We start from the raw sequence: 25249 nt of genomic DNA on the forward strand, positions 1-25249 counted from the left end.
ATGGCCCGCCCACCCCGTGAACGCATCGACAGCAGCGACTTCGCCAGCGCCGCGATGGGCCGCGTGCTGCGCCAAGGCCTGCTCGAACTGGGCCTGCCCGCGCCGCCGGGCGACGACACCGGCGCCCAGGCCGCCATCGGCCTCGACACCAAACGCGCCTTGCTGTCCCACGCCGTGCAGCACGGCGGCCTCGGCTGCCTGGCGCTGCTCGGGCGCGGCGTGCACCGCTTCACGCACGAGCCCACGCACCGCGCACTGGCCAGCGCGCGCGACGCCGCCGACCTGGTGCAGCGCTGGCAGCGGCTGGAGCGCTACATCCACTCGCGCCACCGAGTGCAACTGCTGGCGGCCGAGGCACAGTCGCTCCACCTGCGCCACGTGTCGCTGAAAGCCGGCACCGCCCCGCTGCCCGCCGAAGATCTGGTGGTGCTGGGCGTGCTGATCGGCTTTCTGCAGGCCATCGGCCTGCAGGGCGTGCAAGGCCATGCGGGCGGCGCGCCGGTCTACCCGAGCGCCGATGCCGCCGCGCTCGACGCCGCCTGCGCGGCGCAGGCCACGCACACGTGGTGCATCCGCTGGCAGGGCCACCACGCCACTGCGACCCCACCGGCCGACGCACCGCCGGCCCAGCCCGACCCGACCTGGCCCGACACCGCACGCGCCGCCTACCTGCAGCTGAGCCAGCACCTCACCGCGCCGCCGCCGCTGGCCACGCTGGCCCGTTCGCTCGGCCATTCGACGCGCCACCTGCAGCGCCACCTGCAGCAGGCCGGCCTGGGCTTTCGCCCGCTGCTGGCCGAGGCCCGCTACCGCGCGGCCGGCGGCTGGCTGATCCACAGCGAGGCCGCGCTGTCCGAGGTGGGCTTTCTGTGCGGCTACGCCGACCAGTCGCACTTCACGCGCGAATTTCGCCAGCGCAGCGGCCTCACCCCCGCCGGCTACCGCGCCGAATTCGCCAGGCGCTGAACGCGGCGCGCCCCGCACGGCGCTTCCTACAATCCGCCGATGTCTTCACCCCCCGCCCCGGGCCTTTCGGCGAGCCTCGCCGCGCGCATCGAACAGGCCCTGGCCCAGGCCGGGGGCTGGCTGCCCTTCGACCGCTTCATGGCGATGGCCTTGTACGAGCCGGGCCTGGGCTACTACGCCAACGACAGCCGCAAGTTCGGCGCGATGCCGCAGTCGGGCAGCGACTTCGTCACCGCGCCCGAGATGTCGCCGCTGTTCGGGCGCGCCGTCTCGAAGCAGCTCGCCCAGGCCTTGACCGCGTGCGAGGCCGACACGGTGTACGAGTTCGGCGCCGGCTCGGGCGCACTGGCCGAGCAGGTGCTCGACGGCCTGGCCGCGCAAGGCCATGACGACGCGCGCTACGTGATCGTCGATCTGTCGGCCAGCCTGCGGGCGCGGCAACAAGAACGCCTGGCCCGCTTCGGCGCGCGTGTGCAGTGGATCGACACCCTGCCCGACACGATGCACGGCGTGGTGGTCGGCAACGAGGTGCTCGACGCGATGCCGGTGCAACTGCTGCACTTCGACGGCGCGCAGTGGTTCGAACGCGGTGTGTCGAGCGCGGGCAATCGGTTCGCCTGGGCCGACCGCGCGACCACCCTGCGCCCGCCGGTCGAGGCGCCGTTCGTGCCGGGCACCGTCACCGAGGTCCACCCCCAGGCCGAGGCCTTCATCGCCACGCTGGCCGAACGGCTGGTGCGCGGCGCGGCCTTCTTCATCGACTACGGCTTTCCCGAGGCCGAGTACTACCTGCCGCAGCGCCACGGCGGCACGCTGATGTGCCACCAGGGCCACCGCGCCGACCCCGACCCGCTGGTGGACGTGGGGCTGAAAGACATCACCGCCCACGTCAACTTCACCGGCATCGCACTGGCCGGCCAGAACGCGGGGCTCGACGTACTGGGCTACACCAGCCAGGCACACTTCCTCATCAACTGCGGCCTGCTCGATGCGCTGCAGGGGGCCGACCCGCGCGTGATCGCCCCCGCGCAGAAACTGCTGATGGAGCACGAGATGGGCGAACTCTTCAAGGTGATCGGCTTCGCACGCGGCGCCGACCCGACCTTCATGCACGCCCCACTGGGCTTCGTGAACGGCGACCGGACGCATCGGCTGTGATCCGCTGGCTGCTGCTGATCTTCCTGGTGCTGCTGGTCTTCCAGGGCTTCTACCGCTGGCTCGAAAAACGCGGCCTGGGCCGGTTGCCGGGTGACTTCCGCTTTCGGCTGTTCGGGCGCGACTTCTTCTTGCCCTTCGCCAGCAGCGTGCTGCTGAGCCTGCTGGCCCTGGCGATCAGCAAGGTGGTGTGAGCCGCGGCAAGATCTCCGCGAGCCTTCGACACATCAGGTCGGGCAGAACGGAGCGCAGCGAAGTTCAGAGCGTGAGCCCAGCTTGGGGGCAAGGGGCAGAGCCCCCTCTGCATTCAACCCCGCGCGAAGCGCCTGACCCCGGCCCCGCAGAGGCGTCGAGAAGCGCAGGGCTTGAGGGCGGCGCGCGCAGCGCGCTTCCACCTCTGACTTCGCCGACTGTTCGACTCGCAGTGACCGAAGGGAACGGAGGGAGTTGTCGGCGACCCGCCCTCAAGACCGAGCATCGCAGAGCAGTCCCGCGCAGCGGGACCGCCGGCCCCGGGGCCCCTTCTTTGCCTACTTTCTTCGAAAGAAAGTAGGTGCGCTGCCGGGCGCACATCCCGGCGCCGACTTCCGTGCAGGGAAGAAAGAACCCACATGCCACGACCCGCGCAAGGAATTCGACAAGCTCAATCCGAACGGATGGGGAGGTAGGCGAACGGGATCGAGACGGGACAAACGGCAGGCAGATGAGGATGCGGGGCCCTCACGCCTCCCCCGCCGGTGGCAAGAAATCCAGCGCCCGCATCGCCGCCGCCAAGCCCTTGCGGCTCTTCACCCTCGAGCCCCACGGGTCGTCCAGCTGCAGCCGCTCGGGCGCCGTGCGCACCGTCCAGTGCGCGCCACCCGTGAGCGAGGGCAGCTCCGACCAATCGACCGGCACCGACACCCCCATGCCCGGCCGCGCCCGCGCCGACCACGCGCACGCGGTGGTCGCGCCCCGCCCGTTGCGCAGGTAATCCACGAAGACCTTGCCGACCCGGTTCTTCGGCCCGCTCTTGCTGACGAAGAGCTGCGGCAGCGTCTGCGCAAGATGCACCACCACCGCCTGCGAAAAAGCCTTCACCGTGGCCCAGCCCCAGCGCGGCGCAAAGGGCACGACGATGTGCAAGCCCTTGCCACCACTGGTCTTGAGCAAGGCGTCGAGCTGCAACTCGTCGAGCAGCGCGTGCACCAGGGTCGCGGCCTCTTGCATGCGCGGCCACGGCACGCCCTCGCCGGGGTCGAGGTCGAAGGTCATGCGATCGGGTTGTTCGATGCGCCGGGCGGTCGCGTTCCAGGTGTGCAACTCGATCACGTTCATCTGCACGCAACCGAGCAGCGCCTCGCGCGTGGGCACGGCGAGCAAGGGGTCGTGGTCGCGGTCGAGTTCGGCGGGCAACAGGGTGATGCCCGGAAAGCGCATGCGCTGCGCGTGCTTCTGGAAGAACAGCTCGCCACCGATGCCATCGGGTGCGCGCACCAACGAGACCGGCCGGTCCTTCAGGTGCGGCAGCATGCGCGGCGCCACGCGCGCGTAGTACTCGGCGAGTTCGCGCTTGGTGATGCCGGTCGAGGCATCGACCACCCGCTCGGGGTGGGTGAGCTTGATGCCGCCGAGCGAGGGCGCACGCGTCGAGGCCGCCGTGGCGGCGCCTGCTTTCGTCTTCTGTTTCGCTGCGGCCGCCGCCTCGGGCGTGGGCTGGGCCTGCTCGACCGTGATGGCACGCGGCGGCTTGTCGCCGCGCAAGCCGTGAAACACGGCCTGGCGCACATGGCCGCCCTGCGTCCACTCGGCGAACGAGACCTCGGCCATCAGCTTGGGCTTGACCCAGTGCCCACGCACCGTGGACGGCGGCCGAGGCTCAAAGGGGCAGGCGGCGGTCTTCAACGCATCGAGCTTGTCACTCAGGCGCGCGAGGCTCTGCTCGCTGAAGCCGGTGCCGCAGTTGCCGGCATAGCGCAGGCGGCCGGCTTCGTCGTGCACGCCCAGCATCAGGGCACCGAAGCCATTGCGTGAGCCCTTGGGTGCGGTGAATCCGCCGATGACGAACTCTTGGCGTTGCGTGCACTTGAGCTTGACCCAGCTGCGGCCTCGCCCGCTGCGGTAGGGCGCGTCGGCGCGCTTGCCGATCACGCCTTCCATCTGCATCTGGCAGGCACTGTGCAGCAGGTCTTGCGGCGTGGCTTCGAAGTCTTCGCTGAAGTGCACGCGGGGTTGCGGCGCCAGCGCAAGCCGTTCGCGCAACAGGCGGCGCCGCTCGCTCAGTGGCAGCTCGCGCAGGTCGTGGCCATCGCAGAAGGGCAGGTCGAACACGAAGAACTGGATGGCCTCGGTGCGAGCCGCATCGAACGCGTTCTGCAGCAACTGGAAGTCGGGCGCGCCGCTCGGGCCATGCACGACGATCTCGCCATCAAGCCACGCCGAGGCGAAGCCCAGCGCCTTCACCTCTCGAGCCAAGCCCTTGAGCTTGGCGGTCCAGTCGTGGCCATTGCGGGTGAACAGCCGCACGTCGTCGCCGTCGATGCGCGCGAGCAGCCGGTAGCCGTCGAACTTGATCTCGTAGAGCCAGCCCTCGCCGGCCGGCGGCGCATCGACCAACGTGGCCAGCTGCGGCGCCAGGCTCAAGGGCAGGTCCGCGCGCTTGGCTCCGGCCGGCCACGCCGAGGCTCCGTGCCGGCCCTTGGCGGCGGTCCGACCCGGGCTGGCCCGGGCCGCTTTGTCGGTGCTGTTGCCGCGGGTGGCGGTGCGCTTCGCGGCGGGCGCCCGCGTGCGCGAGCGCCCCGTCAGCACGCTGTCGGGCGAGGCCTCGACCAAGTTGAACTCGGCCGCGGGCCGGGCCGCCTCGTCGCGCTCTTTGATCAGCAGCCAAGGTTCCTGCTTCTCGGCGCCCCGGCCCCGCATGCGCACCAACGTCCAGTGGCCCGAGAGCTTTTCGCCCTTCAACTCGAACTTCAGCTTGCCGGCCCGGTAGCCCGCGCGCGGGTCGCCCTGGGGCAGCCAGGTGCCGCGGTCCCACACGATGACGGTGCCTGCGCCGTATTGGCCGGGCGGGATCACGCCTTCGAAGCCGGCGTAGTCGAGCGGGTGGTCTTCGACGTGCACCGCCATGCGCTTGTCGGCGGGGTCCAGGCTCGGGCCCTTGGGCACGGCCCAGCTGAGCAGCGTGCCGTCGAGTTCGAGCCGGAAGTCGTAGTGCAGCCGGCGCGCGGCGTGCTTCTGGACGACGAAGCTCAGCGCCTGAGGCGACGCGCGCCCGCCCTGCGGCTCGCTCGTGATGGCGAAGTCGCGTTTCTGGCGATAGCGCTGGAGCTTGTCGTCGGCCATCCCGGAACGGTCATGCGGGCGGGGTGTCGCTCAATCGCACGAAGTGTCGGTGCAAGGCGACCGCTTCGACAAACGCGTCGATCACCGATTCGACCGTCGGCGCGGTGCCGAGCACCACACCCGGGTCGGCGTGACCGCTCGACAAACGCGCCGAGCCGCCCGCCGCGGCCAGCAGGTGTTCGCCCGCGCCCAGCACCAGCAGCGGCTTGCCGTGCTTGAAGCTCTCTTTCACATACGCCACCGCGTGCGCCGTGGTGGCGAGTGCGTCGATGGCCGCTTGCCCGTCGGGAAGGATCAGCGCGTCGTACAGCACCGAGGGCATGGTCTCCATCGTCGCCTCGACGTGCAGCGGTTCGCCCGCGGTGGCGATGGCGCCGAGCTGCGCGCCCACGTAGCGCGGCACCGCCCCCCGTGCGATCAGCGCGGCATAGAGCGTGCGCAAGGATGCGGCCTCGACACCGGGTGCCACCAGGATGGCGATGCGCCGCGCCTTGATCGAGCCATCGCCCGGCCGGTAGAACAACGACAGGGCCGGTGACGGCGCGTACTGCGCCGGCGGCAGGCTCAGCGCCAGCGGCATGGGCGGCGGCACCTCGATGCCGAGCCCACGCGCCACACCGCCCGCAAGGTCGGGGTGCACGTTGGCCAGCATGGCCACCACGCGCTCGCGGATGGCTTGCACCTGCACGCGGGTCAGCTCGAAGCGGAAGGCGTTGACGATGTGCTCTTGCTCGATGCTGCTCTGGCTGGTCCAGAACAGCGTGGCCTGCGAGTAGTGGTCGGCAAAGCGCTCGGGCTTGCCGCGCACCTTGTCCACACTGCTGAAGCGTTCGGGCACGCTCATGAAGCCCTTCGTGGCGCCGGCCTGGAAGGGGCAGCCGCCGCCGAGCGAGTTGGGTTCGTAGCTGACACGGCCCCGGTGAATGGCCTGCCGGTGCATGCCGTCGCGCTGGTTGTTGTGAACCTGCGTGATGGGCGCGTTGATCGGGATCTCATGAAAGTTCGGCCCGCCCAGGCGCGAGATCTGCGTGTCGAGGTAGGAGTGGATGCGCCCTTGCAGCAGCGGGTCGTTGCTGAAGTCGATGCCGGGGATGATGTGCGCCGTGCAGAAGGCCACCTGCTCGGTTTCGGCGAAGAAGTTGTCGGGGTTGCGGTTGAGCACCAGCTTGCCCACCGGCACCACGGGCACCAGCTCTTCGGGGACGATCTTGGTCGCGTCGAGCACGTCGAACGGAAAGGCTTCTGCCTGCTGCTCGCTGAAGACCTGCAGGCCCAACTCGTACTCGGGGAAGGCGCCCGACTCGATCGACTCCCACAGGTCGCGGCGGTGGAAGTCGGGGTCGGCCCCGCTGATGCGCACGGCCTCGTCCCAGTCGAGCGAATGCGTGCCGGCCAGCGGCGTCCAGTGGAACTTGCAGAACACCGACTCGCCGCGTTCATTGACGAGGCGGAAGGTGTGCACGCCGAAGCCCTGCATGGTGCGGTAGCTGCGCGGGATGGCGCGGTCGCTCATCTGCCACAGCAGCATGTGGGTCGATTCGGGCATCAGCGAGACGAAGTCCCAGAAGGTGTCGTGCGCGCTCGACGCCTGCGGCATGCCGTGGTGCGGCTCGGGCTTGACCGCGTGCACGAGGTCCGGGAACTTCATCGCGTCTTGGATGAAGAACACCGGGATGTTGTTGCCGACCAGGTCCCAGTTGCCGTGCTCGGTGTAGAACTTGACGGCAAAACCGCGCACGTCGCGCACGGTGTCGGCCGAGCCGCGTTCACCGGCCACGGTCGAGAAGCGCACGAACACCGGCGTCTTCTTGCCCGCCTCTTGAAACGGTGCGGCCCGCGTCAGTTCGGTCAGCGACTTGTAGCTCTCGAAGTAGCCATGCGCCGCCGAGCCGCGCGCATGCACCACCCGCTCGGGGATGCGCTCGTGGTCGAAGTGCGTGATCTTCTCGCGCAGGATGAAGTCTTCGAGCGCCGTCGGCCCGCGCAGGCCGATCTTCAACGAGTTCTGGTTGTCGGCGATCACCACGCCTTGGTTGGTGGTGAGCGCCTGCCCCGTGCCGTCGGCACGCACGCGGTCCAGCGACTCGATGCTGTGGTTGAGGCCGATCGGCGCGACACCAGCGCCCACCTTGTCCGACGGTTGGGCCTCGGTGACCGTGCTCGCCCCCGCCAGCGGGTCGGATGGCTCGGCCGTCAGGCCCTCACGCGGCTGGCGCGCGGCGTCGTCACCGTATTCGTGGGCCTTGTTGTCATTCCAGGCGACGGCTGCGGCAAGTTCTGCCGACGCACTGAACTTCGCCACCAGGTCGGGCAAGACACCGGGTGCCGCATTGGCGATGTCGGGTGGCATCGCGGTCGAAGGCCCGCTGACGGTGCTGAGCACCGAGCCCAACGGCTCGGCATGAAGAAGGGGCGGCGTGGATTTGCGAGAAGGCATGGTCGTTCGGCTCGGGTCGTGTCGGCGCGATGCGCGCGGCAGTCCGGCCCCTGCGGGTGGGCAGAGGCCAGGCATCGGCCACGGGTTGCGGCCTTGAGCACGAGAGGGCAAGCGATGTGCCCGGAGCCATGACGACGGGTGTGCGGGGCCCTGCACCGTTGGCGGTGTGTGGGTTCGTTCTTCCCCACACGGAAGTCGGCGCCGGGGTTTCGGCCCGGCAGCCGACCCACCTTCTTTCAGAAAGAAGGTGGGCCAAGAAACGGCCCCGGGGCCGGCGGTCCCGCTGCGCGGGACTGCTCTGCGATGCTCGGTCTTGAGGGCGGGTCGCCGACAACTCCCTCCGTTCCCTTCGGTCACTGCGAGTCGAACAGTCGGCGAAGTCAGAGGTGGAAGCGCGCTCACGCGCGCCGCCCTCAAGCCCTGCGCTTCTCGACGCCTCTACGGGGCCTAGGTCTGGCGCTTCGCGCGGGGTGAAATGCGGTTGGGGCTTTGCCCCTTGCCCCCAACGATTCGCGCACTCAAGCCCGCCGCCGCCCCGGCACCAACCCCACATTCGCCGCCAATTGATCCCGCAAGCGCACGATCGCTTGCGGCTCGCTCAGCAAGCGCATGCGCTCCGAGGCACTCAGCCGGTCCGTGTCCTGGCTCTGGATCAACCCACGGATCATGCGGCGCCGCGCCAGCCCCCGGCTGCCCCACGAGGTGTTGCGCGGCCCCATCGCAGAGCGCACCACGTCGAAGAGCCAAGGGTCGGTGACTGCCTCGCGCCAGTCGGGCACCGGCGACGCGCGCCGGGCGTGCAACGCAGCCTGGCGCAGCACCGAGGGCGTCCACGTCTCTTCGGGTGTGAGCAGCAGCCCGAAGGCACGCACCCGCGAGCCGACATCGCCGCGGCTCGTCCACACCGTCAGGGGCACCGCCAGCAGCAAGGGCAGGCCGACGGGTGCGAGCCACAGCGCGGCCGCCGGCTCGATGGCCAAGGCCGCCACCACCAGCGCGCCGACCGCGGCCACGATGGGGGCAAAGCGCCGTGCCGCGTCGGCCCAGCCGATGTCGCTGGCTTCACGCGGCGGCGACTTCCAGTGCAGTTTCAGGCCGGTCAATGCAACCACGACGAAGAGCGTGTGCGCCACCATGCGCACCGGCGCCTGCAGCACCGACAGCGCGCCTTCGAGCACCGCGCTCTTCACCAGCGCCGCCGTGCCGCCGTACTGCGCCTGCTCGCGCCGCAGGACGAGGGTCACCACCCCGAGCACGCGGGGCAGCACCAGCATCATGAGGGTCAGGATCCACAGGCCGATCATCTCGGCCGGCAGCGCGCGCGCCGGGTTGAAAATCGTGTAGCCGCCGAAGAGCCACAGCGCACCGCCGAGCAGCACGAAGCCCATCCACAGCGGGGCCGAGAGGTAGGCCATCGCGCCGGTGAACAGCATCGCGCGGTGCACGGCATGCAGGCCGGGCTCGGCCATCAGGCGCGCGTTCTGCAGGTTGCCCTGGCACCAGCGGCGATCGCGTTGCAGCTCTTCGAGCAGGTTGGGTGGCTGTTGCTCGTAGCTGCCGGCGATGTCGGTGACCAGCCACACGTGGTAGCCCGCCCGACGCATCAGCGCGGCCTCGACGAAGTCGTGCGAGAGGATGTCGCCGCTCAGCCCGCCGCGCCCTTTCAGCGGTGCCAAGGCGCAGTGCGCGATGAAGGGCGCGACGCGGATGATCGCGTTGTGCCCCCAGTAGTGCGACTCGCCGAGTTGCCAGAACTGCATGCCCGCCGTGAACAGCCGCCCGGCGACCCGGCCGGCGAACTGCTGCGCGCGCGCATGCACGGTGTCTTGGCCGCTGGCCTGCGGTGCGGTCTGGATGATCCCGGCCTTCGGGTTCGCTTCCATCAGGCGCACGAGGTTGAGCAGGCAGTCCCCGCTCATCACGCTGTCGGCGTCGAGCACGACCATGTAGCGGTAGTTCTTGCCCCAGCGCCGGCAGAAGTCGGCCACGTTGCCGGCCTTGCGCTTGGTGCGGATCTGCCGCCAGCGGTAGTGGATGCGCGTGCCGTGCTCGCCGAACGCGGCGCGCAGTTCCGCCCAGGCGGCCAACTCGGCCGCGCGCAGCGTGGGATCGTTGGTGTCCGACAGCACGTACACGTCGAACAGGCGCGAGCCGCCCGTGGCGGCCAGCGATTCGAGCGTGGCCCGCAGCCCGCCGAAAACGGTGGCGACGTGCTCGTTGCAGATGGGCATGACGAGCGCGGTGCGCGCATCCGAATGGATCGGCTGGTGCAGCACCGACTTGACCGACAGCGCGTGCTTGTCACCGCGCCACTGCACCCAGAAGCCCATCATCGCGGTCACGAAGCCGGCCGAGACCCAGGCGAACAACAGGCCGAAGAGCACGATCTGCGCCGTGCGCAGGGCGTGGTTCTCGTACACCGGCAACACGTGCGTGAGCAGCGTGGTCGAGCCGATGGCCGACAGCGCCACGCCCACCAGCAGCGCGCGGCGGCGTCGCGTGGCGGCGCGCTGCCAGGGTTCGAGGGCCTGCGGAGCTGGTGTCGGCACGAGCCCGAGCGCACGCGCGAGCACCAGGCGCACGGCGTCGCCGAGGCTGGCGAAGAAGCCGCGCCAAGGCGTGGCGACCATCGAGCTGCGGCAGATCGGCGGCATGCTGCGGCCGCTCATGGCGCGGGTTCCGGCTGAATGATGCTGGTCCATGTCTCGGTCAGGGCGTGGCGTTCGTGTTGAAGAAAGGCGCGCAACTCGACGGGCTGCTGGCGGTTGAGGCGCTGCACGCGCAGCGTCATGCGCCATTGGCCGGTGGCGTCGTTGCGGTAGGCGTTGGTCTCGACGAGCCGGGCGTTGCTGCCGGTGCTGACGACGGGCTTCACCGTGGCGCCGGCCGGCAAGGCATCGAGCGCGGGGCCGGCGAAGTCGATGACGTACTGCTGCTCGCCCGGCTTGAGCCCGCCGTAGCCGGCACCGACGCGCGACTGCACCGTCCAGCCGTTGGGCGGGCGCTGCTGGGCATTGCCCTGCCAGCGCATGCGGTAGGCGATGTCGAGCGGCTGACCGGCGGCCGGCAACTTGTCGGGCACCCAGTAGGCGACCACGTTGTCGTGCGTCTCGTCGGGCGCCGGCAAGAGCAGCAGCTCGACGCGCCCCGGGCCCCACGCGCCGATGGGTTCGACCCAGGCGCTGGGGCGGCGCTCGTAGCGCGCCTCGACGTCTTCGTAGCTGGCGAAGTGGCGGTCGCGCTGCATCAGGCCGAAGCCCTTCACGCCCTGCATGGCGAACGAGGTGGCCAGGGGCTGGCGGGGGTTGAGCAGCGGTCGCCACAGCCACTCGCCGTCGTCGGACACCATCATCAGCCCGTCGCTGTCGTGCACCTCGGGGCGAAACTCGTCGGCGCGCGGGTGGTTCTCGCCGTGGTGAAACATGCTCGTGAGCGGCGCGACGCCCAGCGTGGCGATGGCTGGCTTGGCCCCCGCGCGCAGGTACAGGCGCGAGCGCACCTCGACCACGGTCTCGTCGCCGGGCTTCAGCTCGAAGCGGTAGGCGCCAGCGGCACGCGGCGAGTCCATCAGCGCGTACACGACGAGCGTGCTGCTCTTGGCCGTGGGCCGCTCGATCCAGAACTCGGTGAAGCGCGGAAACTCTTCGCCCTGCCCGCCCACGGTGTCGATGGCCAGGCCGCGCGCCGACAGGCCGTAGAGCTGGCCCTTGCCCAAGACACGGAAATAGCTCGCACCGAGAAAGACACCCAGTTCGTCCTTGTAGGCCGGGGTGTTGAGCGCGTGGTGGATGCGAAAGCCTGCGAAGCCCACGTCGCCCCACTTCGCAGGGTTCAGCGTGTTCTTGCCGTAGTGGAAGTCGCGCGCATCGAAGGCGACGTGCTTCACGCCCTGCGGCGTGACCTCGTGGATCTGCACCGGCTGCGTCTGCAAGAAGCCGAGGTGGAAGAACTGCAGTTCGAAAGGCAGCTTCTGGTCGCGCCAGAGCGCGCGCTCGGGGTTGAAGCGGATGTCGCGGTGCTGGTCGTAGCTGAGCTTCTTCAGCTCGGCGGGCAGCGTGTCCTTCGTGGGCACATAGGCCTTGGCGGCGACCTGCTGGGCACGCCGCGCCACGTCGTCGAAATCGAAGCGGTTCGTCGGGGCTGCGTCGGCCCAGCGCGCCGCGAGGGCCAGCACGCCCAGCACCGCCACTTGCAGCAGCCACCAGAACACGCCATGCCGCGACAGCGCGGCCGGGGGGCGGTGGGTGGATGAAACCTCGGACAGGTGCAAAACGGGCCCTCCTTCACAGTGAAGTCGAACCTCTCTTGCGCAACGCCCGTGCCACCACAAAAAAACCGTTATGAATCAACGGCAAGCAGGCGAACACCGGTGCTATTTGGCAGATCGACCCCGGTTTTCGGGCCCGAAGCGTCGCCGATCAGCGACAAGCCACGGGTCGATCTGCGCCAAGTGGTTGATGCACCTGGATTTTGTGCATGTCGCTAGTCGGCGACAGGCCCGTCGCCGCGAAAGAGCCCGGGCGTCAGCCCGTGCTTCTGCAGCAGGCGGTAGAACTCGGTGCGGTTGCGGTCGGCCAGCCGGGCGGCGTCGGCGACATGGCCGTCGGTGAGCTTGAGCAGGCCCACGAGGTAGTCGCGCTCGAAGCGCTCGCGGGCCTGGGCATAACTCAGCACCTCGACGCTGGGCACCCGCAGCGCGCGCTGCACCAAGGCCAACGGAATGAGCGGCGTGGTGGCCAGCGCGCTCACCTGTTCGACCACGTTGTGCAGCTGGCGCACGTTGCCCGGCCAGTGCGCCGTGGCCAGCGCCTTCAGCGCCTCGGGTGCGAAGCCGTTGACGCGCTTGCCGTACTTGCGCGCCAGCTTGGCGAGAAAGTGGTTGGCCAGCAGCGGGATGTCTTCACGCCGCTGCGCAAGCGGCGGCAGCGACAGCGCCACCACGTTGAGCCGGTAGAACAGGTCTTCTCTGAACTGGCCCTCGGCCATCGCCGCATCGAGGTCGCGGTGCGTGGCCGAAAGAATGCGCACGTCGATCGGGCTGGTGTGGTGCGAGCCCACCGGCCGCACGGCGCGGTCTTGCAGCACGCGCAGCAGCTTGACCTGCAGCGCGGGCGGCATGTCGCCGATCTCGTCGAGAAAGAGCGTGCCCCCGTCGGCCGCCTGAAACAGGCCCCGGTGGTTGGCCACCGCGCCGGTGAACGAGCCCTTCACATGGCCGAAGAGTTCGGATTCGAGCAGCGCTTCGGGGATGGCCCCGCAGTTCACGGCCACGAAGGGCTTGCCGGCGCGCGGGCTGGCCTGGTGGATGGCCTGGGCCAGCAGCTCTTTGCCGGTGCCGCTTTCGCCGTGGATCAGCACGCTTGCATCCGACGCCGCGACCATCTTGGCCTGCGCCAGCAACTCGGCCATGGTGTTCGAGCGGCTGACGATGGGCGCGCGCCAGGCCTCGTCGGTCTGGCCGTGCGGCGTGGGCTCGGGCGCGGCGAGCGACAAGGCCTCGTCGATCTTCTCCAGCAGCGCCTTGCCGTCGAAGGGTTTTGTGAGGTACGTGAACACCCCGCGCGACGTGGCCTCGACGGCGTCGGGGATGGTGCCGTGCGCCGTCAGCAAGATCACCGGCAGCGACGGGTGCCGCGCACGGATGTCGTCGAACAGCGCGAGCCCGTCGCGCCCGGGCAGGCGCACGTCGCTCACCACCAACTGCGGGCGCGCGGCCGCCAGCTGCGCCAGCGCGTCTTCGGCCGAGCCCACCGCCGTGACGCGGTGGCCGGCGGCGCCCAGGCGCATCGACAGCAGCTTGAGCAGGTCGGGGTCGTCGTCTACGACAAGCAGGTTGGCCATGCGTGGGATCAGCTCATGGCTTGGTCGGCACCGCGGGCGCGGCCCCGGGCCGGGCATTCAGGCTGCGCTCGATGGCCTTGAGCGCTTCGAGCTTTTCGTTCAGCTGCTGCACGTTGCGCTGCGCCTCACGCAGCTGCGTCGCCTGGCGCTCGACCTGCTCTTCGAGCTTGCGCTGTTCGACCAAGCGCGCCTGCAGCAGCCGCGCGAGCGGCTGCCAGGGCTTCAGCTCAGGCGCACTCGAACGCGTCACCGGGTCGAGCAAGGCGATCGCTCGGCCCAGGTCGCCCCCGTTGACGCCCTGGCTGCGCGCCTGCGCCAGCAGCATGGCCAGTTCGAGCACCACGGCGGGCGATGCGGCCGAGGCGGTGGCGGCCACGTGCGCATTCAAGCGCGTCAGCTCGGCCGCCAACTCGGGGGCGGGCATCTGTCGGATCAGCTCGTGGTACGCCAGCAGGCGGCGTGCGGCGACATCGGCCGGGTCGACCTGCGGCGGCGGAGGTGGCGGCGGCGGCGGGGGGGCCTCGACCGGCGGCGGGGCCGGCGCAGGCGCCGGCGGAGGCGGCATCAGCGCGCTGCACGAGGCCAGCGCGAGCAGCGAAGCAGCGACCCAGGCCACCGCCCAGCGCGGCGGCGAAGCAGACAGGGAGCGCGACGACAAATCAGGAGGCATGCGGAAGCTCGATGTGAAAGTGGGCACCGGAGCCGCTGGGGCTTTCGGGCATCAATTCGATGTGCCCGCCGTGTGCGGTGATGTATTCCTGCACGATGGACAGGCCGATGCCGCTGCCGCGCGGGGCATCCCGCGGCTGGCGTTCACCGCGGTAGAACGGCTCGAAGACGCGCGCCCGGTCGGCAGAGGCAATTCCCGGGCCTGCGTCCACGATGTCGATGCACGCGCGCCCGGGCAGGCTGCTCACCGAAAAGCGGATCGTAGCCCCCACCGGTGAAAAGCGAATCGCGTTCGACAGCAGGTTGCCCAAGGCCGTGGCGAGCTTGTCCGGATCGACCTCGGCCCACAGCGGCCGGCCGTTGACCTGCACGCGCAACTGGCGCGCCTGCCACTGCAGCTTCTGCTGGTTCACGAGGTCACCGACCAGCGCGACCAGCTCGGTCTTGCGGCGGCTCAGACGTCGCGCCTCGAAGGCCGCGGCATTGAAGCGCAGCAGGTCTTCGATCTGCGCCTGCAGCAGCGCCGCGTTGTCGCGCAAGATCCGCGCGACCTCGCGCTGGTCGTCGCTCAGCGTGCCCGCCACGCCGTCTTCGAGCAGCGCCACGCCTTCGCGCAGTGCCGCCAGCGGCGTCTTCAACTCGTGCGACACGTGGCGCAGAAAGCGCGCCTTGTCGGCGTCGAGTTCGGCCAGCCGCAGGCGCAGCCATTCGAGCCGGCGGCCGATCATGCGCACGTCGTCGGGCCCGCGGATCTCGATCGGCTCGTCGAGCCGGTTCTCACCCAGGCCGACGATGGCCGTCTCGACCCGCTTCAGCGGCCGCGCCAGCCAGACGCCAAAGCCCAGCGCCAGCACGATGGCCACGGCGATGGCCGCGAGCACCTGCCGCCCGAGTTGCAGGCGCCCCGCCTCCAGCTCGTTCAGCAGCGCCTGGTTGCGCACCTCGGCCGCGATGCGCACCTGCTCGGCCAGGGCTTCGTTCAGCGCCTCGATGTCACGAAACGCCGCCGTCAGCGTCGCTTCGCGCACCCGCAGCGTGTTGGCGGGGCCGCGCAGCTGCGCCTGCACCGTGTCCAGCGCCTGCCGCCAGGCCTGCGCCGGCTGCGGCGGAATGCGCGGGTCGTTCAAGCGGTTCAGCGCTTCGAGCGCCTCGCGCGCCGCATCGTCGAAGCGTTGGCGCAGCCCCGGGTCATCGAGCACCAGGTACTGCCGCGCCGCCCGCTCCATCGTCACGCTGCGCTCAGCCAACTGCTGCGCCGTGGCCGTCGAAGCCACCGCCTCACGCGCCCCCGCGCTGCTGCGCTGAAGCAGGCCTTCAAGCGTGACCAGCCCCCGCAACGACGCCGCCCCGAGCAACGCCGCGATCAACAGAAAAGCGACCAGCAGCAGTTGCCGAAAGGAATAGCGGTGCAGGCTGAACATCGGCGGCGATTGTGCCGAGGGTGGCGGCGGGGCTGGAGCCACAAGGGCTTGCGAGGCGAAACCCGGCGCGGGCCTTCATGCAGCGAAAGAACGGTCGATGAATGCCAGAGCGGCACTTCGACAGCGCTCAGCCCTCAGTCAAACACCGGCAACACATCGTCCTTCAACGACCCACGCGCCCGCTCGTAATCCGGCATCACCGAGCGCACCACATCCCAGAACCGCGGGCTGTGGTTCATCTCGCGCAGGTGCGCCAGCTCGTGCGCCACCACGTAGTCGATGGTCGCCATCGCGAAGTGGATCAGGCGCCAGTTCAGCCGGATCGACCCGTTGGCGCTCGCGCTGCCCCAGCGCGTCTGCGCCGACGACAGCGACAGCCGCGTGTAGCGCACGCCCAATTGCGCGGCGAAATGCCTGCAGCGCTCTTCGAAGATGCGCTTGGCCTGGCGCTGCAGCCAGCTCTGCACCACGTCGCGGATCTGCTCGGGCGTGGCCGTGTGCGGCAGGCCCACGTGCAGCGTCAGGCGCGGCACGCCGGGCAGCGCCGTCGCGTCGGTGTTGAGCACCGCGCCGGCCTTGCCGGCACGGGCGTCGAGCACCACGATCACCGTCTCGCCGAGGAAGGGAATGCCAGTGCCGTCTTTCCAATCGACCTTGGCGGCCTGCAGGCGTTGCGAGCGCTCTTGCTGCTCTTGCAGCTTGCGAAGAATCCAGTCGGCCTTCTCGCGCAGGGCCGCTTCGACATCGCCGACGTTGACCCACTTCGGCGCAGCCACGCTCAGGCCGTCGGAGCCGACCACGAAGCCGATGCTGCGGCGGCGCGCGCGGCGAAAGGCGTAGGCCACGAGGTGCTCACGCAGGCGGATCTCGCGCTGCGCCTGCGGGTGCCGAAAGACGGCCGGCGCGAGCAAGGGCGCGGCCGGCGTGGCCAACAGTTCAGGCGTGGGGGGCGCCGGGCGGGCCACCCGCGGCACCGGGCTGGGCCGCTCGGCAGGCCCTGCGGCGGGGGGCGCCGACACCGGTTCATCGAACAGCGAAAGCTGCGGGGCGTCGGGACCGGGCGCGCGTGACATGGCCGCGAATTCTATTGATAGGCCTCGGGGTCGAGGCGGCGCATTTCCGCTTCGATCCAGGCCTCGACCTCGCGCATCAGCTCGTCGGCCTCACGCCCGGCAGACGGGATCGGCTTGCCGATGGACACATCGACCACCCCCGGCCGCACGAGGAAGGACTTGCGCGGCCAGCAGCGCGCCGAGGTCACCGCGATCGGGATCACCGGGACCCCGGTGGTCACCGCGAGCCGTGTGCCACCAATCTTGTAGGTGCCCTGCCCGCCGCGCGGCGCGCGCGTGCCCTCGGGAAACATGATCACCCAGTTGCCGTTGGCCATGTGCTTGCGGCCTTGTTCGGCGACGCGGCTCCAGGCTTCGGCGCGCTTGCTGCGGTCGATGTGGATCATGTCGATGCGCGACATGGCCCAGCCGAAGAAGGGCACGTACAGCAGCTCGCGCTTGAACACGTAGCACAGCGGCTTGGGCATCAGGGTCGGGAAGAAAAACGTCTCCCACGTGGACTGGTGCTTGGGCAGCAGGATGGCCGGGCCATCGGGCAGGTTCTCCATGCCCTGCACCCGCGCCTTCACGCCGGTGATGACGCGGCAACCCCAGATGGCGCAGCGCAGCCAGCCGGCGCACCACCAGTAGACCGGCGCCCCGCGCACGAAGATCGACTGCACCAGCACGGCCAGCGCCCAGGGGATGACCGTGACGGCCATCCACACCACGAACAACAGCGAGCGCACCGCGGACAACAACGCAGACAAGGGCGCCATCACTCCAGCCCCTCCGAGGTCGTCAGGCCCCGGGCGGCGCGGTCTTGCTGGATCAGGTGTTCGGCGAACGCGGGCAGGTCGTCGTGGAAGACGGTGCCGGGCACGTCGCGCAGCACCTCGGCCTCGTTGAGCGACGCGCCCTTGCCGGTGCGAACCATGTGCGGCTTGCAGCCCATGGCCGCGCCGGCCTGCAGGTCGCGCAGCGAATCGCCCACGATGGGCACGGTGCGCAGGTCCACGCCGTAGCGTTGGCCGATCTGCTCGATCAGCCCCGGCAGCGGCTTGCGGCAGGTGCAGTTCTCGTCGGGCGTGTGCGGGCAGAAGAACACCGCGTCGATGCGCCCGCCGACCTTGGCCAGCATGGCCTGCATCTTGGCGTGCATGGCGTTCAGCGCCGCCATGTCGAACAGGCCCCGGCCCAGGCCCGACTGGTTGGTGGCCAGCACGGTGTGCCAGCCGGCGTGGTTGAGCCGCGCGATGGCTTCGAGTGCGCCGGGCAGCGGCGTCCACTCTTCCGGCGAGCGCACGTAGTCGTCGCGGTCTTCGTTGATGGTGCCGTCGCGGTCGAGGATGATGAGTTTCATCGTGCGTGCCTCGGGTCGCGTGCTCAAGTGGCCAACTTCGACAAGTCGGCCACGCGGTTCATCGCGGCATGCAGCGTGGCCAGCAGGCCCAGCCGGTTGGCGCGCAGCTTCGGGTCTTCGGCGTTGACCATGACCTGGTCGAAGAAGGCATCGACCGGCGTGCGAAGCGCCGCCAGCGCCTGCAGCGACGCGGTGTGGTCGCCGCGCTCGAAGGCGGCGTCGGCCGCAGGCTTCACCTGCACCAGCGCGGCGTACAACGCGGCTTCGGCGGCTTCGCCGAGCAGCGCGGTGTCCACCGTGGCTTCGACCGCCCCCTCGGCTTTCTTGAGGATGTTGCCGACACGCTTGTTGGCCGCCGCCAGCGCCGCGGCTTCGGGCAGGGCCGCGAAGGCGCGCACCGCCGCCAGGTGGCGCGGCACCTCGGCCAGGCGCGGGCGCAGCGCCAGCACCGCATCGACTTCTTGCGCGCTGTAGCCCTGCTCGCGCAGCATGCCGGCGAGGCGGTCGTCGAAGAAGCCGAGCAAGGCGTCGCGCGGGTTCTGGATCAGCTCGCCGAAGGCCGGCACGGCCGCGTCGATCAGCGCGCCCAGGTCCAGCGGCAGGTGCTTTTCGACAGCCAAGCGCACGACGCCCAGCGCGTGGCGGCGCAGCGCGAACGGGTCTTTGTCGCCGGTCGGCAACTGGCCGATGCCGAACAGGCCGACCAGGGTTTCGAGCTTGTCGGCCAGCGCGAGCACGGTGCCGGTGTGGTTGCGCGGCAGCGCGTCGCCGGCGAAGCGCGGCTTGTAGTGGTCTTCGATGGCGATGGCCACACCGTCGCGCAGGCCCTCGTGGCGTGCGTAGTAGCCGCCCATGATCCCTTGCAGCTCGGGGAACTCACCGACCATGTCGGTCAGCAGGTCGGTCTTGGCCAGTCGCGCGGCCTCTTGCACCTTGCTGTCGAGCACGTCGAAGTGGTCTTTGTCATCGACCGTGAAGGGCACGATGGCCAGGCGCCACAGGTTGACGATGGCGTGCGCGATCTGGCGCACGCGTTCGGCGCGGTCGCCCTGCGTGCCGAGCTTGCCGTGGTACACGACGCGGCCCAGGCCTTCGACGCGCGAGGCCAGCGTCTTCTTGCGGTCCTGGTCGAAGAAGAACTTCGCATCGGCCAGGCGCGGGCGCACCACGCGCTCGTTGCCGCCGATCACCCGCGAGGCATCGGCCGGGCGGATGTTGCTGACGATCAGGAACTTGTTCGTCAGCTTGCCCTGCGCGTCGAGCAGCGGAAAGTACTTCTGGTTGGCCTTCATCGTGAGGATCAGGCATTCCTGCGGCACGTCGAGAAACTCTTTCTCGAACTGGCACAGCAGCACGTTGGGCCGCTCGACCAGCGCCGTCACCTCGTCGAGCAGGGCCGCGTCGTCGATGGGCGTGAGGCCTTGTTGGCCGGCCGCGTGCTGCAGCTGGCGAACGATCTCGGCGTGGCGGTGCTCGAAGCTCGCGATCACCGCGCCTTGCTCTTGCAACTGCTGCGCGTAGTGGTCGGCGTTTTGCAGCACGACCGGGTCCACGCTGGCTTCGAAGCGGTGGCCCTTCGTCTCACGGCCGGCGCTCAGGCCCAGCGCGGTGACCGGCACCACGTCGGCGCCGTGCAGCGCGACCAGGCCGTGCGCGGGGCGCACGAAGTGCACGTTGCTCCAGCCGTCGGCCAACTGGTACTGCATGACCTTCGGGATGGGCAGCTTGGCGATGGCCTCGTCGAGCGCCTTTTGCAGGCCCTCGGCCAAGGTTGCGCCTTTGGCGATGCTGTCGAAGAACAGGGCTTCGGCCTTGCCGTCGGGCTGGCGTTTGAGTTGCGGCAGCACCGCGGCATCGAGCCCCAGGCTGGCGAGCTTCTTCAGCAAGGCCGGGGTCGGCTGGCCTTCGGCGTTGAGCGCCACGCTCACCGGCATCAGCTTTTGCGACTGGGCCTTGTCGTCGGCCTGCGCGCGCACCGCACTCATCTGCACCGCGAGGCGCCGGGGCGATGCGAACGGCGTGACCGCCGAGTGCTCGGTGGCCAGGCCTTGCGCCTTGAGCCCATCGCTCAGCAGCCGCGCGAACTCTTCACCCAGCTTCTTCAGCGACTTCGGCGGCAGCTCTTCAACGAAGAGTTCGACGAGCAGGTTCTTGGTGGTGGACATGCTCAAGCCGCCTTCTTGCTGTTGATCTGCGCGACGACCTCGTCGGCCCACGTCTTCGGGGCCATCGGGAAGCCCAGCCGCGCGCGGCTGTCGAGGTAGCTCTGCGCCACGCTGCGGGCGAGGTTGCGGATGCGGCCGATGTAGGCGGCCCGTTCGGTCACGCTGATCGCGCCGCGCGCATCGAGCAGGTTGAAGCTGTGCGCGGCCTTGAGCACCTGCTCGTAGGCCGGCAACGCGAGTTGTTGTTCCATCAGGTGCTTGGCCTGCTTCTCGTGGCTGGCGAACGCGCCGAGCAAGAACTCGACATCGCTGTGCTCGAAGTTGTAGGTGCTCTGCTCGACCTCGTTCTGGTGGTACACGTCGCCATAGCTGAGCGTGTCGGTCCACTTCAGGTCGTAGACGCTGTCCACACCTTGCAGGTACATGGCCAGGCGTTCGAGGCCGTAGGTGATCTCACCGGTGATGGGCCGGCATTCGATGCCGCCGACCTGCTGGAAGTAGGTGAACTGCGTGACCTCCATGCCGTTCAGCCAGACCTCCCAGCCCAGGCCCCAGGCGCCGAGCGTGGGGTTCTCCCAGTCGTCTTCGACGAAACGCACGTCGTTGCTCTGCAGGTCGAAGCCCAGCGCTTCGAGCGAGCCGAGGTACAGGTCGAGGATGTTGGCCGGTGCCGGCTTCAACACCACCTGGTACTGGTAGTAGTGTTGCAGGCGGTTCGGGTTGTTGCCGTAGCGGCCGTCTTTGGGGCGGCGGCTGGGCTGCACGTAGGCGGCCTTCCAGGGCTCGGGGCCCAGCGCGCGCAAGAAGGTGGCGGTGTGGCTGGTGCCCGCGCCGACTTCCATGTCGTAGGGCTGCAAGAGCGCGCAGCCCTGGCGGTCCCAATAGTCTTGCAGGCGCAGGATGATTTGCTGGAAGGTCAGCATGGTGCTCGGGTCGCGTGGGAAACGGGCGATTTTAGGTGGCAGTGGCGCCTGCCCCGGGTGTTCTTGCCACCTGCGCGAGCAAGAGGCCGGGCCCGCCCGTGTTCGCGCCGACGCAAGGCGCCGGCCGCGCGCCTCAGGACTTGGGCTGCAGCGAGCGCACGAACACCAGGCCAAAGGCCCCCACCGACACCACCCGGCCGTCCACCGTGGTGTACGAGGCCACGCCCAGCGGGTGGTAGGTCGAGACGAACGCGGTCAGCGCACCCAGGCCGAGCAAACCGGCCACCGGGCTGCGGTCGGCCATGGCCTTGCGGATCTCGGCGCGGTGCTTGTCGGCCGACGGGTTGGTGACGAAGGCCAGGGCAACGAGGCCGGCGATGGCGAGGGCAGAGGTGACGGTGGCTTTGCGCATGGGCGCCATTGTGGCCACGCGCACCCACGGCCCCGTGACCGAGCGTTACCGGCGACGCCGCCGGCCCCGGGCGATCAGGCGATCACTGCACCACACCCTTGCTGCGCAAGAACTCGTCCACCAGTTGCAGGCGCACGGCGGGGTCGTCGAGTTCCATCAGCTTCTGTTTGGCGGCGCGCGAGATCGGCAGGATCTCGCACCAGCGGTTGGCGACCCAGCCCGCGTTGTCGAACTGGAAGGGCTTCAGGAACGGCTCGGTGCCCTGCCGCTTGAGCGTGGCGATCGCGTTGGCGAGGCCGCGCACGGTCTCGACCATCGGGTCGGTCGGCAGCACCGCCGGGTCGTCGGCGATGGCGCGGGCCCGGGCGACCCACAGCCCGTCGTCCTGCTGCGCGGTCGATGTCACGTCGAAGCGGTGCGTGCCCCGGCACTGCACGTTGAGGATGCCGGGCTGCGTGCTGTCCACGTCGATCAGCTCGGCGACGACACCGATGCTTTCGAGCGCGATCGATTCGCCCGTCTGCCGCACCTCGGCGCCCTGGCGCAGGCCGACCACGCCGAAGGGCTGGGCCTCGCGCAGGCAGCTGCCGATGAGGTCGAGGTAGCGCGCCTCGAAGACCTTCAGCTTCAGCAGCCCGCCCGGGAAGAGCACGGCCTGCAACGGAAAGAGGGGCAGCTGGAACAGCGCAGACGTGTCGGCGGATGAAGAGGACATGCGGGGGTTCAATCGCGGGCGTCGAGTTCGCGGTGCCGGACGAGGGTAACGCTTCGGTCGGCAAAACGCCGGCCGAGGGTTTCGGTGAAGTACACCGAGCGGTGCTGGCCGCCGGTGCAGCCGATCGCCACGGTGAGGTAGCTGCGCTGGTCGTTCTCGAACGCGGGCAGCCAGCGTGCAATGAAGGCCTCGATCTGCTGCAGCATCTCGCCGACCTCGGGCTGCTGTTCGAGGTAGTCGATGACGCCGGCGTCGCGGCCCGTCTGCGCGCGCAGTTCGCGGATGTAGTACGGGTTGGGCAGCACGCGCACGTCGAACACGAAGTCGGCGTCGCGCGGCACGCCGTGCTTGAAGGCGAACGACTCGAACACCAGCGTGAGCGAATGCGCGTTGGCCCGCACCAGGTCGCGCACCCACAGGCGCAACTGCGCGGGGCGCAGCTGGCTGGTGTCGAGCACGGTCGAGACTTCGCGCAGCTCGGACAGCAGCTCGCGTTCGAGCTCGATGGCTTCGACCAGCGCATGGTGGCCTTCGCCCGGATGGCCCGGCGAGGTTTCGCGTGGCGTGAGCGGGTGCGGGCGGCGCGACTCGGAAAAGCGCCGCACCAGCGCGTCGGTGTTCGCGTCGAGAAACACCGAGCGGATCACCACGCCTTCGCCGCGCAGCTCTTCGATCAGCGGCAGCAGGTGCGGCAGCGAACCGGCGCTGCGCACGTCCACCGCGATGGCCACGCGGCGCTCGGAGCGCGCGCGTTCGAGCCGCACGAATTCGCGAAGCAGCTCGGGCGGCAGGTTGTCCACGCAGAAGAAGCCGGCGTCTTCGAGCGCGTGCAATGCGATCGACTTGCCCGAGCCCGAGATGCCGGTGACCAGCACCACCTCGTGCGGTGCGGCCACAGCGTCGAGCGGTGCCGGCGCGGTGATCATTTGCGTTTGCCGGTGGTGCGCCCGTTGCCGGCGGCGGCCCCCGCTTCGGCGGCCACGGACAGCATCTCTTGTGCATGCGCGAGGCTGGTGCCCGACAAGCGCTCGCCGCCCAGCATGCGCGCGATTTCGCCGACGCGGGCCTCACCCTGCACGCCTTGCACGTCGCTGCGCGTGCCCTCGGGCGACGACAGCTTGGCGACCACGAAGTGGTGGTCGGCGCAGGCCGCCACCTGCGGCAGGTGCGTCACGGCCAGCACCTGGCGGTCGCGGCCCAGTTGCTTCATCAGTCGGCCCACGGTTTCGGCCACGGCCCCGCCCACGCCCGAATCGACCTCGTCGAAGATCAGCGTGCCGGCCGCTTCGCCGTTTGCATGCGACAACTGGCTGGTGGTGACGGCGATGGCCAGCGCGATGCGCGACAGCTCACCGCCCGAGGCCACCTTGCCCATCGGCCGGGGCGTGCTGCCCGCATGGCCCGCGACCAGGAACTCGGCCGATTCGAGGCCGAAGCTCTGTGGTGCGTCTTGGGCCGTGAGTGCGACCTCGAAGCGCCCGCCCGCCATGCCCAGTTGCTGCATGGCCTGCGTGACGGCAGCGGCAAGTTGCGGCGCGGCGCTGGCGCGCTGCTTGGACACCTTCTTGGCTTCGGCGCGGTAGGCGGCTTCGGCGGCCTGCACGGCCTGGGTCAGCGCGTCGAGGTCGGTCGCGGCGTCGAGCGCCTTCAGCTCGTCTTTCCACTGCGCCCACAGCGCCGGCAGCTCGGCCGGTGTGCGGCGGTAGCGGCGCGCGAGGCTCATCCAGGCCGACAGGCGCTCGTCGAGTTCGCGCAGGCGCTCGGGCTCCAGCTCGGCGTGGTGCAGGTAGCCGTTGAGCGTGTGCGCCGCGTCTTCGATCTGTGCCTGCGCGCTGTGCAGCACCTCGGCCACGGCGGCCAGGCGGGCATCGAAGGCCGACACGTCTTGCAGCGCGTCGAGCGCGCGCGAGGTCAGGCCATCGGCATTGGTGTCGGCTTCGCTCAACGCATCGAGCGCGGTGCGCGCGGCGTCCATCAGCGACTGCGCGTTCGACAGGCGCTGGTGGTCGGCGTTGAGCTCGTCCCACTCGTCGGCGCCGGGGGCGAGCTTGTCCACCTCGCCGATCTGCCACGCGAGGCGTTCGCGTTCACGCTCGAGGCTCGATTGCGCGGCCTGCGCCTGCGTGAGCGCATCGCCGGCGGCCTTCCACGCGCTGTAGGCGGCACCGAGCGCCGAGGTGTCGGTGCCCGCATAGGCATCGAGCAGCCCGCGCACCGAGGCCGCCCGCGTGAGGCTTTGCCAGGCGTGCTGGCCATGAATGTCCACCAGGTGGTCGGCCGCTTCGCGCAACTGCGCCACCGTCGCCGGGCTGCCATTGACCCACGCGCGGCTCTTGCCCTGCGCGTCGATCACCCGCCGCAGCAACAAGGTGTCGCCCGGCTCGAAGCCGGCGTCATCAAGCCAGCCCACCAGACTCGCCGGCACATCGAATTCGGCCGTGATGTCGGCCCGCGCACTGCCCTCGCGCACCACCCCGGAATCGCCCCGGCTTCCCAACGCGAGCTGCAAGGCGTCGATCAGGATGGACTTGCCCGCGCCCGTCTCGCCAGTGAGCACGCTGAAGCCGCCCTGAAGATCGACCTCCAACTGCGTGACGATCACAAAGTCACGCAAAGACAAGCGCCTCAGCACAGGAGTTCTCCCCACGCACCGCGCAAGCGAAGCGAAGCGCACATCAAGCAACACGCGAGGACCGGCTCTGCCGGCCGACCCGTGGCGCCCCCTCGGGGGGCCGAGACCGGACGTGGACAGCCCTGAGGGCTGTCCACGCCTGTCGAGGGACCGGGCCTCCTGGCCCGGTGCGGCCTG

Annotated in this window: 19 protein-coding genes; 3 read left to right on the plus strand and 16 right to left on the minus strand. The window is 69.8% G+C overall.

All coding sequences use genetic code 11. From position 1 onward, the window contains the following. From AC1KAT_RS06970 to AC1KAT_RS06980, 3 genes are read left to right on the plus strand one after another with little or no spacing between them, the layout of a single operon-like run. The gene (locus AC1KAT_RS06970; protein WP_480324129.1) at positions 1–966 is read left to right on the plus strand and encodes a helix-turn-helix transcriptional regulator; all 966 of its coding nucleotides are present in this window, start codon (positions 1–3) and stop codon (positions 964–966) included. 39 nt (positions 967–1005) lie between these two features. Next, complete coding sequence (locus AC1KAT_RS06975) at positions 1006–2124, plus strand: class I SAM-dependent methyltransferase (RefSeq protein WP_480324131.1); 1119 nt, start codon at positions 1006–1008, stop codon at positions 2122–2124. After that, positions 2121–2315 carry a DUF2905 family protein gene (locus tag AC1KAT_RS06980; RefSeq protein ID WP_480324133.1) on the plus strand — a complete coding sequence of 65 codons (195 nt, stop codon included), beginning with the start codon at positions 2121–2123 and terminating at the stop codon, positions 2313–2315. The genes AC1KAT_RS06975 and AC1KAT_RS06980 overlap by 4 nt, the downstream gene beginning before the upstream one ends. A gap of 526 nt (positions 2316–2841) precedes the next feature. Here AC1KAT_RS06980 and ligD read toward each other — a convergent pair. The 16 genes from ligD to recN form a co-directional block, all read right to left on the minus strand. Continuing rightward, entirely contained in the window at positions 2842–5442 is a 2601-nt protein-coding gene (gene ligD, locus AC1KAT_RS06985; RefSeq protein WP_480324135.1) for a DNA ligase D, read from the minus strand. 10 nt (positions 5443–5452) lie between these two features. After that, on the minus strand, positions 5453–7879 hold the full coding sequence (locus tag AC1KAT_RS06990) for a catalase (protein ID WP_480324137.1): 2427 nt from the start codon (positions 7877–7879) through the stop codon (positions 5453–5455). Positions 7880–8397: 518 nt separating this feature from the next. Next, positions 8398–10548, minus strand: a complete 2151-nt coding sequence (gene mdoH / locus AC1KAT_RS06995) for a glucans biosynthesis glucosyltransferase MdoH (RefSeq protein WP_480324139.1) — start codon at positions 10546–10548, stop codon at positions 8398–8400. After that, the gene (locus AC1KAT_RS07000; RefSeq protein ID WP_480324325.1) at positions 10545–12089 is read right to left on the minus strand and encodes a glucan biosynthesis protein G; all 1545 of its coding nucleotides are present in this window, start codon (positions 12087–12089) and stop codon (positions 10545–10547) included. The genes mdoH and AC1KAT_RS07000 overlap by 4 nt, the downstream gene beginning before the upstream one ends. A gap of 272 nt (positions 12090–12361) precedes the next feature. Continuing rightward, positions 12362–13720, minus strand: coding sequence for a sigma 54-interacting transcriptional regulator (locus tag AC1KAT_RS07005; protein WP_480324141.1), 1359 nt, complete (start codon positions 13718–13720; stop codon positions 12362–12364). 13 nt (positions 13721–13733) lie between these two features. Then, positions 13734–14390 (minus strand): hypothetical protein, encoded by a 657-nt coding sequence (locus tag AC1KAT_RS07010; protein ID WP_480324143.1) that lies wholly within the window; start codon positions 14388–14390, stop codon positions 13734–13736. Continuing rightward, on the minus strand, positions 14380–15810 hold the full coding sequence (locus AC1KAT_RS07015; RefSeq protein WP_480324145.1) for a sensor histidine kinase: 1431 nt from the start codon (positions 15808–15810) through the stop codon (positions 14380–14382). Before AC1KAT_RS07015 ends, AC1KAT_RS07010 begins: the two co-directional genes overlap by 11 nt. A gap of 134 nt (positions 15811–15944) precedes the next feature. Next, positions 15945–16883 carry a M48 family metallopeptidase gene (locus AC1KAT_RS07020; protein ID WP_480324147.1) on the minus strand — a complete coding sequence of 313 codons (939 nt, stop codon included), beginning with the start codon at positions 16881–16883 and terminating at the stop codon, positions 15945–15947. Positions 16884–16894: 11 nt separating this feature from the next. After that, the gene (locus AC1KAT_RS07025) at positions 16895–17641 is read right to left on the minus strand and encodes a lysophospholipid acyltransferase family protein (RefSeq protein ID WP_480324149.1); all 747 of its coding nucleotides are present in this window, start codon (positions 17639–17641) and stop codon (positions 16895–16897) included. Beyond that, positions 17641–18225 carry a D-glycero-beta-D-manno-heptose 1,7-bisphosphate 7-phosphatase gene (gene gmhB, locus AC1KAT_RS07030; protein ID WP_480324150.1) on the minus strand — a complete coding sequence of 195 codons (585 nt, stop codon included), beginning with the start codon at positions 18223–18225 and terminating at the stop codon, positions 17641–17643. Before gmhB ends, AC1KAT_RS07025 begins: the two co-directional genes overlap by 1 nt. Positions 18226–18248: 23 nt before the next feature. After that, positions 18249–20390 (minus strand): glycine--tRNA ligase subunit beta, encoded by a 2142-nt coding sequence (gene glyS / locus AC1KAT_RS07035; protein WP_480324151.1) that lies wholly within the window; start codon positions 20388–20390, stop codon positions 18249–18251. Between the two features lie 2 nt (positions 20391–20392). Next, entirely contained in the window at positions 20393–21313 is a 921-nt protein-coding gene (gene glyQ, locus AC1KAT_RS07040) for a glycine--tRNA ligase subunit alpha (protein WP_480324152.1), read from the minus strand. A 133-nt stretch (positions 21314–21446) separates the two neighbouring features. Continuing rightward, positions 21447–21725: a hypothetical protein gene (locus tag AC1KAT_RS07045; RefSeq protein WP_480324154.1), complete on the minus strand. Its 279-nt coding sequence runs from the start codon at positions 21723–21725 to the stop codon at positions 21447–21449. An 82-nt stretch (positions 21726–21807) separates the two neighbouring features. Next, entirely contained in the window at positions 21808–22440 is a 633-nt protein-coding gene (locus AC1KAT_RS07050) for an LON peptidase substrate-binding domain-containing protein (RefSeq protein WP_480324156.1), read from the minus strand. Between the two features lie 8 nt (positions 22441–22448). Next, the gene (rapZ, locus tag AC1KAT_RS07055) at positions 22449–23366 is read right to left on the minus strand and encodes an RNase adapter RapZ (RefSeq protein WP_480324158.1); all 918 of its coding nucleotides are present in this window, start codon (positions 23364–23366) and stop codon (positions 22449–22451) included. Continuing rightward, positions 23363–25072 carry a DNA repair protein RecN gene (gene recN, locus AC1KAT_RS07060; RefSeq protein WP_480324160.1) on the minus strand — a complete coding sequence of 570 codons (1710 nt, stop codon included), beginning with the start codon at positions 25070–25072 and terminating at the stop codon, positions 23363–23365. Before recN ends, rapZ begins: the two co-directional genes overlap by 4 nt. Positions 25073–25249: the final 177 nt, after the last annotated feature.

It is taken from the genome of Piscinibacter sp. PDB5-1 (assembly GCF_056676035.1).